This is a genomic window from Streptomyces sp. UW30 (assembly GCF_008042075.1).
Taxonomy (GTDB): Bacteria; Actinomycetota; Actinomycetes; order Streptomycetales; family Streptomycetaceae; genus Streptomyces.
Window position 1 is genome coordinate 1,093,000 of sequence record NZ_RDBN01000053.1, and the last position, 12,205, is coordinate 1,105,204.

General features: G+C 70.1%; 9 protein-coding genes and 1 pseudogene. 5 read left to right on the forward strand and 5 right to left on the reverse strand.

What is annotated here, in order from left to right; genetic code table 11:
• Nucleotides 1-149 precede the first annotated feature (149 nt).
• Nucleotides 150-905, reverse strand: a complete 756-nt coding sequence (locus EAO75_RS39270; RefSeq protein WP_147999840.1) for a GOLPH3/VPS74 family protein — start codon at nucleotides 903-905, stop codon at nucleotides 150-152.
• Between the two features lie 1,299 nt (nucleotides 906-2,204).
• Nucleotides 2,205-2,390 (reverse strand): annotated as a pseudogene (locus tag EAO75_RS39275) (D-alanyl-D-alanine carboxypeptidase); the annotation flags it as partial.
• Nucleotides 2,391-2,401: 11 nt separating this feature from the next.
• On the opposite strand from EAO75_RS39275, the gene EAO75_RS39280 reads away from it, so the two are divergent.
• Entirely contained in the window at nucleotides 2,402-3,538 is a 1,137-nt protein-coding gene (locus EAO75_RS39280; RefSeq protein ID WP_410092699.1) for a serine hydrolase, read from the forward strand.
• Between the two features lie 196 nt (nucleotides 3,539-3,734).
• Nucleotides 3,735-5,591 carry an MFS transporter gene (locus EAO75_RS39285; protein ID WP_147999841.1) on the forward strand — a complete coding sequence of 619 codons (1,857 nt, stop codon included), beginning with the start codon at nucleotides 3,735-3,737 and terminating at the stop codon, nucleotides 5,589-5,591.
• A 14-nt stretch (nucleotides 5,592-5,605) separates the two neighbouring features.
• On the opposite strand, the gene EAO75_RS39290 is transcribed toward EAO75_RS39285, so the two are convergent.
• On the reverse strand, nucleotides 5,606-6,445 hold the full coding sequence (locus EAO75_RS39290; RefSeq protein WP_147999842.1) for a hypothetical protein: 840 nt from the start codon (nucleotides 6,443-6,445) through the stop codon (nucleotides 5,606-5,608).
• Nucleotides 6,446-6,540: 95 nt separating this feature from the next.
• Here EAO75_RS39290 and EAO75_RS39295 point away from each other — a divergent pair, with 95 nt between their 5' ends.
• Both EAO75_RS39295 and EAO75_RS39300 read left to right on the forward strand, forming a co-directional pair.
• Complete coding sequence (locus EAO75_RS39295) at nucleotides 6,541-7,326, forward strand: SDR family oxidoreductase (RefSeq protein WP_147999843.1); 786 nt, start codon at nucleotides 6,541-6,543, stop codon at nucleotides 7,324-7,326.
• A 151-nt stretch (nucleotides 7,327-7,477) separates the two neighbouring features.
• Nucleotides 7,478-9,052 carry a sodium:solute symporter family protein gene (locus EAO75_RS39300; protein WP_147999844.1) on the forward strand — a complete coding sequence of 525 codons (1,575 nt, stop codon included), beginning with the start codon at nucleotides 7,478-7,480 and terminating at the stop codon, nucleotides 9,050-9,052.
• A 96-nt stretch (nucleotides 9,053-9,148) separates the two neighbouring features.
• Here the strand turns inward: EAO75_RS39300 and EAO75_RS39305 are convergent, their stop codons facing one another.
• A complete protein-coding gene (locus tag EAO75_RS39305) occupies nucleotides 9,149-10,264 on the reverse strand; it encodes an ADP-ribosylglycohydrolase family protein (protein WP_147999845.1) in 1,116 nt (371 codons plus the stop codon).
• Nucleotides 10,265-10,644: 380 nt separating this feature from the next.
• Nucleotides 10,645-10,992, reverse strand: a complete 348-nt coding sequence (locus EAO75_RS39315; protein WP_147999846.1) for a DUF6247 family protein — start codon at nucleotides 10,990-10,992, stop codon at nucleotides 10,645-10,647.
• A gap of 164 nt (nucleotides 10,993-11,156) precedes the next feature.
• On the opposite strand from EAO75_RS39315, the gene EAO75_RS39320 reads away from it, so the two are divergent.
• Nucleotides 11,157-12,143 (forward strand): hypothetical protein, encoded by a 987-nt coding sequence (locus EAO75_RS39320; RefSeq protein ID WP_147999847.1) that lies wholly within the window; start codon nucleotides 11,157-11,159, stop codon nucleotides 12,141-12,143.
• The last annotated feature ends 62 nt before the right edge of the window (nucleotides 12,144-12,205 follow it).

Genomic DNA, 12,205 nt, shown 5'->3' on the forward strand with positions numbered 1-12,205 from the left:
CCCCGCGCGGACCAGCGGCTCCCGAACCGGTCTTGGGGACGGCGGTGCGGCGCTGCACGGGACGTGCGTGAAGTGCGGGTCGTGCCTGTCGTGCGTGGATCAGACGGTGCGTGCGCCGGATCCGGTGACGCGGGTCGTGGGACTGCGGCTCAGTGGGCCACGACTCGTGCCATGGATCCGCGGCGCGGCTGCACCGGAACGCCACGGGCGGGTTCCGCCGCGGCCCTGCCTCCGGGTGCGGCCTGCCGGCCGGCCGGTGCCGGGCTGCGACGCGGCTGCGCCGCCGCGCCGTTCTGGACGTCCATCACGGCGTGCGCGACGAGACCGCCCATGGGGTCGTGCCTGATCAGATCCCTGAGCCGGGACCGAGAGGATCGCCCCTCGTTCCCCGGGTACAGGTGCTTGCCGAGGCCTACCGCGTGTGCCAGTGCGGCGAGCGCCGCGGTCCGCGGGTCCGGCGGTACGCCGGTGCGGATCGCCGAGTCCAGACGGGCCCTGATCTCCCGGCTGATCTCGTTGTCCGTCGCTTGGTAGCGAGTCGTCGGCAACACCCCGCACATCTGGCCGGCCACGGCATGCACCATGCCGCACCTCTCCAGATGCGAGAGATAGGTCTGGCGCAGCCCCAGCCGGGGCCCGCCAATCCAGTGGACGGCACGCACGGGAGCGCCACGCCTTCGCAGCAACTCCAACGCGCAGTCCAGTGTTGGATCTCCAGTCGGCCGTGGTGCCACCACGGCGATACGATCCCCGTCTGGGGCTATCCGTCCGGCCAGCGCCAGCTCCACTAGCTGTGCTCCGGCCAGACCGAGGTCGAGCGACTGCGGCTGTGCGGTGGTACCCGTGGCCGGGTCCAACGCCAGCAGCAGAAGCTCCTCCGGAAGTGTTCTGCGGCTCCTGCCCATCCATGCCTCCCCGCGTGGATGAAAGACAGGGTGACCCCTCTCACATTCATCTGTCGAGGGTGCGTGACCGGTTCGTGAGGGAACCGGTAGGTATGTCGTTCTCGTCTACCGCGTCAGTTGAGCGCCGCGCACAGGACACTGGTACATGGTTCGGACAGCGGCACGGGGTCGTGCGGACACTGTGTCCGGGCGGCGGCACATGGAGGAGGCATCGGTGGCGGGCGAGTCCCCCGACAGGTCCAAGCAGCGCGAGTCGTCGGCAGAATCGACGTCGGGGAGCGCGATTCCGGTTCCCGAATCCAGGCCCGAACCCGAGGGCGGCGCCGAGAAGCGCGACCCGCGCCTCGCGGTGGCCCGGGAGACCACGACATCCCGAGGCGCGGTGGACACGGCAACCCGAGTCCTGTCCCGCCGCGAGCTGGAGTCCGTACGGGCCGAGCTGGCGGCAGCCGAGTCCGAGGACGCGGAGGGCGCACCGGCGGAGTCCGGGGACGCCGGGGACACTCAGGATGCGGACAAGGGCGAGGCCTCGGGTAACGCCGAGTCCGCGTCGAACGACGATCGACTGAAGGCGGCCGTGGCGGCCTGGGTGGCTTCCACGGACGGCGAGGACACCAAGAACGACGCCAAGGACGACGCCGAGCCCGCCGAGGGCGCCACGGATGAGCCCTCTGCGGCCCCTGAGGCCCCTGGGACACCCGAGGCCACCGCCGGCGCCGACGAGGCCGCTGACGCCGCCTCGGAGGACTCCGCCGGGGCCACGGCAGCCGACGCGACGGAAGCCGGTGAGCCGGCCGACGCGGCAGAGGTCGCCAAGCCCGCGGCCGACGCCGCCCAGGCCGCCGACACCGCCGACGGTGAATCCACGAGGGACACCGACGAAGTCGCGGACACGAAGCCCGCGGACACGGCCGAGGTCACGGACGCCAAGCCCGCGGACACGGCCGAAGTCAGGGACGCGAAGCCCGCGGACACGGCCGAGGTCACGGACGCCAGGCCCGCGGACACGGCCGAGGTCACGGACGCCAAGCCCGCCGACACGAACGAAGTCACGGACGCCAAGCCCGCCGACACGAACGAAGTCACGGACGCCAAGCCCGGCGCCTCCGGCGAAGCCGACGCAGCCGCACCCGCCGACGGCGAGGACGGCCCTCAGGGGCCACCCGCAGCCGGCGACGAGAGCCGCACGGGTGGTGCGGGTAGGAACACCGAGGCCGAGGGCGAAGCCGAGGCCGTCGATCAGCCGACCGCCATCTTCAAGGCCGTACGCCCCACGAAGCCGCACGTAGACCAGCCCACCACCATGCTGAAGGCGGGCTCCTCCATCGCGGCCTTGGCCAGCTTCACCTGGTCCACGGCCGTGCTGACGGTGGTGTCGTTCAGGCCGGAGGGGTCGGTGTACGTCGTGTTCGTCATGCCGAGCTTCTCGGCGGCGGCGTTCATCTTCGCCACGAAGGCCTTCTCGGAGCCGGCGTCCCAACGGGCCCGTCCAGTCCGTGCGCCCCCTCCCGGCCCCCACCCTCGACCTCACCGCCAAGGACTCCTACACCTTCGACGGCGGCAAGATCGACATCCCGTGGCCCGCCGACGGCCAGGCCGCCCTGGACGTCGACGGCATCGGCACCTTCGGCTCCTCCGGCGACCAGAAGCCCGTCCCGATCGCCAGCGTCGCCAAGGTCATGACGGCGTACGTCATCCTCAAGGACCGCAAGCTGGGCAGCGGCGAGGAGGGCCCGAACATCAAGATCGACCAGGCCGCCGAGGACCAGTCGAACGCGGGCCAGGAATCCACCGTCAACGTCACCAAGGGCGACGAGATCTCCCAGCGCGAGGCCCTGGAGAGCATCCTGATCGCATCCGCGAACAACGTGGCCCGCCTGCTGGCCCGTTGGGACGCCGGCTCCGAGAAGGCCTTCGTGGCGAAGATGAACGCCGCCGCCGAGAAGCTCGGCATGACGAACACGACGTACACCGACCCCTCCGGCCTGAACGACACCACCGTCAGCACGGCCGTGGACCAGGTGAAGCTGGCCAAGGCCGCGATGGAGGAGCCCGCCTTCCGCGAGGTCGCCGCGATGATGTCGTACGACGACTACAAGGGCGTCAACCACTCCAACTGGAACGCCCTGGTCGGCAAGAACAACGTCGTCGGCATCAAGACCGGCACCACCACCTCCGCCCTCGGCAACCTCGTCTTCGCGGCGAAGGAAGAGGTCGGCGGCGAGACCCGGCGCATCGTCGGCGCCATCGTCCGCCAGCCCGCCGGCGGCCCGGAGAACACCATCCTCAGCGCCGCGCTGGACGGCGGTGACCAGCTCATCCGCGCCGCCCAGGGAGCGCTGGAGTCGGCGACGATCCTGAAGAAGGGCGACGTCGTCGGATACGTCGACGACGGCCTCGGCAACCGCACCGCGGTCGTCGCCACCAAGGACGTCACGGCGGTCGGCTGGTCGGGCCTGAAGGTGAAGCTGACCTTCGCCCCCGACGAGGTGCCGCACACCGCGAAGGCCGGCACCAAGGTGGGCACGCTCACCGTGGGCGACGGCAGCAACGGCGCGGTCAAGATCCCGGTCGCCCTCCAGACCGAGCTGACCGAGCCGGGCTTCGCGGACAAGCTGACCCGTATCGGCTGACCCCGGGGCATCGGAAGGTACCCCCGCGCAGCCCGCCGACGGCGCTCGTCGGCGGGCTGCGTGCTAGCGTCACGAAACGGGCAGGTCGTCGCTCACAAGGCGCGGCCGGAGAACCTTCAGGGTCTGAGCCGACAACGCGCGGGAAACGGGACGCGGCCAGAACAGAAGACGGGACAGCACGGGGAGTGCCTCAGACGTGGCCACAGCGGAGCCGACACGCGCCGACGACGCCGATCCGGGACGGGGAGCCGGTCCGCGAATACGCGTACCCGCGCCACGCTCGGGAGAGAGCCGGAGCCCGGCGCAGGACAGACCGCCGTCTCGTCTGACCGCCGCCGTCGGCACCCTGCGTGAGCGTCTGCTGCGTCACCCGGTGCTGTCGATCACGACCCTGGCCGGGCTGCTCCACATCATCTGGTTCTTCACGTTCGCGAACAGTGGCGGCGATCTCGCGGCTCAGGACGCCTGGGCCGAGTTCGTCGGCCGGCACCCGGACTCGGCCTACAACCTGGCCTGGTACGGCGGTATGCACCCGGTGTCGTACAGCGTGGTCTCGCCGTATCTGATGTCGGTCCTCGGTGTCCGTACGACGATGATGATCGCGGGGACCATCTCCGCGGGCCTGCTGACGCTGGTGCTCATCCGCAGCCGGTCGGTGAAGAACCCGCTGTGGGCCGCGCTCGCCGGGGTCTTCGGGCTGATCGCCAACGCGATCTCCGGGCGGGTGACCTTCGCCCTGGGCACGATGTTCGCGCTGGGCGCTCTCGCCGTCGTCTTCTGCTGGCCGTACCGCTGGCGCTACAAACGCTGGGCGAAGGCGCTGTGCGCGGCCCCGCTGGCCGCGCTCGCCACCATGTCGTCGCCGGTCGCCGGGCTGTTCGTGGGCTTCGTGGCGGTGGCGCTGTTCCTGCAGAAGCGGCGGCCGGGCGCCTGGGCGCTGGGGATCGCGCCGACCGCGGTCGTGGCCGTTTCGGCCTGGCTGTTCCCCTTCTCCGGCACCCAGCCGATGGTGATCGGCTCGGTGCTCCTGCCGCTGCTGTGTGCCGTCGTGACCTTCGCGATCGTGCCCGCGGAGTGGAAGACGGTCCGGCTGGTGTCCGCCGTCTACGGACTCTCGGTCGTCCTGGTCTGGGTGGTCAGCTCGCAGATCGGCTCCAACATCACGCGGCTGGCGATGCTGTTCGCCGGGACGGCCCTGGTGGCCGCGCTGCCCTACACGGTGCCGCGCTCGCGCAAGTGGTACGCGGGCGTGCTGGCGCTGATCACCTTCGCCGGCTGGATCGGATACAAGACCGTCGACGACATCATCCACGCCGCCCCGGCCGCGTCCTGGGCACGCGAGCTGGCGCCGCTGGTCAACGAGCTCCAGGAGGTCGGCGCCGAGAAGGGCCGGGTGGAGGTCGTGCCGGCCCGCTCCCACCGCGAGGCCTCCGCGCTCGCGCCGTACGTGAACCTGGCCCGCGGCTGGAACCGCCAGGCCGACATGGAGCGCAACCCCCTCTTCTACGACGACACCCTCAACTCCGCGAACTACCGCGAGTGGCTCAAGCGCTGGGCCGTGCACTTCGTGGTGCTGCCCAAGGACGAGCCGGACCCCTCGGCGGCGGAGCGCGAGCGGGAGCTGGTGCAGCGCGGCATGCCGTATCTGACGCAGGTGTGGGGCGACGCGAACTGGCAGCTGTTCCAGGTGACCGACCCGGCGCCGCTCGCCGAGCCGAACGCCGTCGTCGAGCGTGCCGAGCAGGGCGAGATGACGATGCGGGTCAGCAAGCCGGGCCATGTTCTCATCCGGATCCCCTATTCGCCCTGGCTGAGCCTCGTCGACGCGGACGGCAAGAAGCTCGACCCGCCGCAGGAGACAGAGGCGTCCAAGAACCGTCCCGACGGCGGGCCGAAGTCGTACGACAACGTCAACGGCTGTCTGATGGAGACGGAGGAGGACGCGATGGGCGACAAGTGGACGACGCTGATCGCTCCGCGGGCGGGCGAGTACCGGCTCGCGGCGCCGTACACGTTCTCGCGCGGGACGGCGTGTCCGGAGGAGCTGCGCTGACCGGCCTGCGTTGATCAGCGCAGGTCGGCCACATACCGGTCCGTGCCGGGCACCGTGGGGATGAAGGGCGCGACGAGTTCCACCCGCCCCAGCCCTGCTTCCTCCACCATCGCGTCCAGGCCCGTGAAGCGGTCCTCCCAGCACTCCCTCGGATCCGCCTCCAGGAACCACAGCAGGGTCAGCCGCGTGTCCACCCCCTCGACCTGCTTGACGTACGACATCCGGTCGAGGGGAAGCGGCGTGGGCCGGAAGATCGTCACCATGGCGGCCGGGGAACCCGTCAGGCGCTTGGGGAGGTGACGGGCTCGCAGCCACTCCAGCAGTTCGGTGCGCCGCTCCGGTGACTCGGCGTCGATGACCTGCACCACCAGGCCCGCGTAGGGGTGGTCCAGGGCGTGGAAGTCGCGGGGGCCGGCCGCGCCGTCGCGGTACACGGTCGTCTCGAGGTCCTGGAAGGCCGTGAAGACGTGGGTGCGGTCCTGGTAGACGCGGGCGTCGCGGTTCAGGCGCTTGTTGATGGACACCGTCCAGCGCATGTGGTCGGCGTAGCGGCCGGCGGTGATCCAGTACGTGGAGATGTAGCAGCCGGCGGTGACCGGCTGGGCGACGGCCGACTTCTCCGGGTAGCGCAGGAGTTGCAGGTCCCTGGTCGCCACCCAGCGGCGGCCCGCGTACATCCAGGGCATCGCCATCGCGCCGGCGTAGTAGTGATCGTCCTCGTACCAGCGGTTGTAGGCGTACTCGTGGCCCGGGTGCGGTTCGACCATGGTGATCAGGGCGTGGCCCGGGTGGACTCCGTACGGGCCGACGGCGGCCAGTTCGGCGTACGTCTCGCTGCGGGTGTCCTCGCTCATACGAACCCCTTCCCTTCCTTCCTCCCTCGGACGCCCATACTCTGACGCCCCGTCAGATAAATCGCCAGGGTCAGGACACAGTCAGGGAGGACCGGATGTCACTGCTCACCGGCAAGACCGTCGTCGTCTCGGGAGTCGGCGCGGGGCTCGGTCACCAGGTCGCCGCGGCGGTCGTACGGGACGGCGGGAACGCCGTGCTCGGGGCGCGCACGGAGGCGAACCTGGCGAAGAGCGCGGCCGAGATCGATCCCGACGGGGCGCACACGGCGTACCGGCCGACCGACATCACCGACGAGGGACAGTGCGAGGAGCTCGCCGCGCTGGCGCGCGAGCGGTTCGGGGGGATCGACGGGGTGGTCCATGTGGCCGCCTGGGACTCCCACTTCGGCGGCCTTCAGGACGCCGACTTCGCCACCTGGCTGTCGGTGATCGACGTCAACCTGCTGGGGTCGCTGCGGATGACGCGGGCCTGTCTGCCGGCGCTGAAGGAAGGCGGGGGCTCGGTGGTGTTCATCGGCACCCAGTCCTCCGTGGCGGCCCCCTCCCAGGTGCGGCAGGCCGCCTACGCCGCGTCCAAGGGCGCCCTCACCAGCGCCATGTACTCCCTGGCCCGGGAGCTCGGGCCGCATCGGATCCGGGTCAACACCGTGCTGCCGGGCTGGATGTGGGGGCCGCCGGTGCAGGCGTTCGTCCAGTTCACGGCGCATACGGAGGGCGCAGCGGAGGAGGACGTACTGAAGCGGCTGACGGAGCGGATGGCGCTTCCGGAACTGGCCACGGACGGGGATGTCGCGAACGCCGCGGTGTTCCTCGCGTCGGATCTGGCGCGGGCGATCACGGGGCAGTCACTGTTGGTGAATGCGGGGGAGTTGATGCGCTGAGGCATGCTTTGGGATGTTCATGTGTGTGAACGCAGGTCATCACTCAGAACAATTTTACCTTCTGTTGACCTGACGTGAGCTTGTCGTGCCCGCGGCACCCTACCCACCATGGGCAAGCCGTTCACAGGACGGAACCCGGGGAAGGGGTCTCATGAACAGTCTCGACTGGGCCGTGCTCATCGGCTACTTCGGCGTGATGGTGGCGATCGGAGTCTGGTCGCACAAGCGGGTGGACAACGTCAGCGACTTCTTCACCGCGGGCGGCAAGATGCCGTGGTGGCTGTCCGGCATCTCGCATCACATGTCCGGATACAGCGCGGTGATGTTCACCGGGTACGCGGGCATCGCCTACACCTACGGCGTCACGTCCTTCGTCACCTGGTCCTTCCCCATCGCGCTGGGCATCGCCATCGGCTCGAAGCTGTTCGCGCCGCGCATCAACCGGCTGCGCTCGCGGCTCCATGTGGCCTCACCGCTGGAGTACCTGAAGAACCGCTACGACCTGAAGACCCAGCAGGCGCTGGCCTGGTCCGGCATGCTGCTGAAGATCGTGGACGTGGGCGCGAAGTGGGCCGCGATCGCCACCCTGTTGTCGGTGTTCACGGGTGTGTCGCTGAACCAGGGCATCCTCATCACCGGTTGCATCACCGCCATCTACTGCACGATCGGCGGCCTGTGGGCCGACGCGCTCACCGAACTCGGCCAGTTCATCATCCAGTTGCTGGCCGGTGTCGCGATGTTCATCGCGGTGATCATGGAACTGAACGACAAGGGCATCGGCTTCCTCGACGCCTGGGACCGGCCGGAGCTCCAGGGCCACGGTGAGCCGCTGGTCGGGCCGTACGGCACGGTCTTCCTGCTCGCGTTCCTCTTCATCAAGCTCTTCGAGTACAACGGCGGCATGCTCAACCAGGCCCAGCGCTACATGGCCACGGCCACCCCGCGCGAGGCCGAGCGCTCGGCACGCCTCTCGGCGATCCTGTGGCTGGTCTGGCCGGTGGTGCTGTTCTTCCCGATGTGGATGTCGCCGCTGCTGGTCGAGTCGCAGAAGCCGGACGGCTCCGACTCGTACGGCCTGATGACCGAACAGCTGCTGCCGCACGGCCTGTTGGGCCTCGTCATCGTCGGCTTCTTCTCGCACACGATGGCCATGTGCTCCTCCGACGCCAACGCGATCGCGGCCGTGKTCACCCGGGACGTGGCGCCGGTGCTGTCGAAGCAGGCACGGGCATGGAGCGAGCGGTCCGGCCTGGTCGCGGCACGGGTGACCACGGTCGTCTTCCTCGGCCTGTCGATGGCCGTGGCGACCCAGGTCAACTCCCCCACCTTCAAGGACATCATCACCGTCGTGATCAAGTGGGTCGCCGGCCTCATGGGCCCGATCGCCATCCCCATGATGCTGGGCCTGCTGCGCCAGTTCCGCCGCTCCGGCCCGACGGCAGCGCTCACCAGCTGGTCGATGGGCCTGCTCGCCTTCTGGCTGGTCAACTACCCGATCAGCTGGCAGGTCGAGGGCGGCGTACCGCTGCAGTACCAGGTCTCCATCCCGCTGGCGGTCTCGCTGGTCCTGTACATCCTCATCGGCTTCATCAAGCCCGAGGACACCCCGGAGCGGCTCGCGGTCGTCGAGCGCATCAACACCGACGACGACGGAGCCGCGGCGGCCGCGGTGCCGGCGCCGGCGGGTGAGGTGGAGGACGCGGTGGGGACGCGAGCGAAGGACTGAGCCCCAGGGGCCGAGTCTGCGAACACGCCGCGCGCGGGACAGCAGGACGTCCCGCGCGCGGCGCCGCGTTTTGCGCCGTCCGCGCCTGGCCGGAAGCTAGGCCCGCGGATACCTGGCCAGCCACCCCGGCGAGGATCCGGCCGGTCCGTGCAGTGCCGGGCCCTGGGTCATCTCCATGGCGAAGTCGTCGGCGAGTTCGAGGATCGTGGGGCGGCCCTCCAGTTCGGCCAGCCAGGCCGGGGGCAGGGCCGTCTCGCCGTGCAGGGCGCCCAGCAGGCCGCCGGTGAGGGCGGCCGCGGCGGCGGAGGGGCCGTCGTGGTTCACGGCGAGGCGCAGTCCGTGCCGGACGTCCTCGCCGACCAGGGCGCAGTACACGGCCGCCGCGAGCAGCCCGTCGGCCGAGCCGTCGGCCGCGAGTTCCTCCACCCGCGCGGGGGTGGGCATGCCCTGCCGTACGGCACCGAGCGCATGCTGCAGGGCGTCCGACACGGGCTCGTGCCCGGGCCGCAGGGCGAGCAGCGCCAGCGCCCGCTGTACGGCCCCGTCGAGGCTCTCCCCGCAGGCCAGGCCGTGCACGATGACGGCGTACGCGCCCGCCGACAGATAGGCGATCGGGTGGCCGTGGGTTTGCGCGGCGCACTCCACGGCGAGCTGGACGACGAGCTGCGGCTCCCAGCCGACGAGGAGTCCGAAGGGCGCGGAACGTGCGACGGCCTCGGGACCGAGCTCGGTGGTGTTCTTGGGGGCCTCCAGCGTGCCCATGCTCTCGTCGCCGAGGCCGATCAGGAGGGCGCGGGTCGGGTCGCGGCGGGCGTAGAGCCACTCCTCGCGGGCGAGCCAGCCATCATCCTTACGGCGCTCGTCGGGCCCCCAGTCGCGCTGGGTGGCGGCCCAGCGCAGATACGCCCGGTGCACGTCGGTCGGCGGATGCCAGGCACCGGTGTCCCGTCTGACCTGGGCTCTTATCAACCCGTCCACGGAGAAGAGGGTGAGCTGCGTGAGATGACTCACGGCACCGCGCCGCCCGTACCCGAACCCCAGGTCGACGAGCCCCTCGGCGCCGTGCTGCTCCTGGATCTCCTCCAGCCCGAGCCCGTCGACGGGCGCCCCGAGGGCATCCCCGACGGCCACGCCGAGCAGCGTGCCGCGGACCCGGCTACGGAAGTCCTGCTGCTCGGTTCGGCCCCAGACAGCGCCTGCTGTCGCACTCACCAAGACCTCCCCTGTCAGCGTCCGTCCGTACGACAGTTCGCCACTGTAATCGACCAGGGACGGTCGGTTCAGGGGGCGGATCGGTATGCGAAATGTGACCGAAGTGGACCAGAGTGGTCAGTTATCACCCGTACCAAGTGACATTGCAGACGTAGACACACGCATGACGGGGTACGGCCAGAAAGCTGATGAAGCCGCGTCCGCCAAGGATGTCGAACTCGCGCAGCCCACCCTCCCGGTCGACCGGTCTGCCTACGTTCACCGAGTCATGCCCAAGCGCCGCGAGCTCAGTGGCGAGCCGTTCCACCTCCGCCACCACTCCGGGCGGCAGCCCTGCGGTGACCTAGTCGGCACTCGGTTGTAGTCCCATGCCCAGTCCGTCACAGCCCCGCCTCTGCCTCAGCGGTCTCCCTGATCGCGCGGATCTCGGCGATGGCCTCCGTCGGGTCCTGCTCCCCCGCGTCCACGACGCGCTCCAGCTCACGCAGCCGTGCGGCGCGTTCCGGATGCCGTTCGATCGCAACGGACACGGCCCAGGAGTGCACGAAGGCTCGCAGCGGGGCGAGGCTCTGTGTCTGCTGGGCGTTCGTCGTGGCCTCGAAGAGGTGTTGCGTGAGGGCCGGGATCCGGCTCGGCGCGATGCGCGCGACCGCAGCCCGCAAGGTGTCCGGGGTCAGCTCGGGCATGGGGATCAGCGGTCCGTACGGGCCGTCGGTCCGGGCGCTCACGGTGACCTCCGGTGCGGGGGGCTCGGTTGGAGAACCTAGTTGGAGCAGGCCGGTTGGTGCCAGATCACTTGCTGCCGAGTGGCACCCGAAGTCCTTGCTCCACTGGTGCGAGGAAGCCTGCTGCAGCCAGCCATCCCTTGGAATCGATCATCTAGGCTCACTCGGTGATCACCGACGACCTGCCGCTCGATGAACTCGCCCGCGCCTGGGACGAGGTCCGCGAGGAGTACTACGACGCGCTCAACGACGCGTACGACCGGAGGATCCTCGACTGCGCCGCGCGGCTCGCCGCCGACCCCGGCGGAGAGTCGGCCTACGTGTGGACGATCGGTCTCCTGATGATGGCCCCTTACGCGGCCTGGGCGCCGGGCGACAGCGTGGTGCCGGAGGCCAGGGCGGCACTGGCGGCGGCCGACTGCGCATTGCGTGACCGGCCGTGCGAGCACGAGACACATCCCTACCGAGAGCATGAACCCGAGTTCGACGAGGACCTCTCCCGGCAGCTGTGCGGCCTCCACGACCGGCACGCCGCATGGGATGAGGACCATCCACGTGAGCAGTGGCTCTGCCCGCGCAATGTCGCCGGGCTCGCGCGGATCGCCCTGGACATCATCGAACCCGGCTCGGCCGTGGATGTCCCACCCCGTCTGCCGGTGGGAGCCCAGGACACCATCGAGACGCTGTCCGCCCTGTTGCACGGCTATCCGCAGCCGGGTACCGACATCAACGAGGAGATCTCCTGTCAGGCGGGGGAACTGCGGTCCGCCGCCCCTGACGATCGCCCTGGACGCCTGCTGGTCGTCATGGCGGTCGCCTGGTACGCCGTCTCCGACTTCGTACGGAACCCCGGCACAGTCGACGCGCTGATCGCGGCCTTGGAGATGACGCTGCCCCACTATGCCGACGCTACGTGCGTACACGACGGGCACCCGGCCCTGCCTCGCAGCGGCCCGAACGCCGCCGCGCTCGGTATCAGGCTGAGCAGTCCTGGAGGGCGGGCTCTCTATGAACGAAACCGCGGGCAAAAGGCTCCGCTGGAGCACCTGTTGTGCCCGGTCGCCCTTGCGGACATCGCCAGGGAGTCGCTGAGCGCCCTGGGCGCACGGCGCGACGAACTCCTGGACCGAGCCGAGAACGGGACCGGCCGCTAGGGCTCTTCGCCGGGGCCGGCCAGGCGGGCCGCGTATGCCTCGTCGGCCGCAGCCTTGTCGTG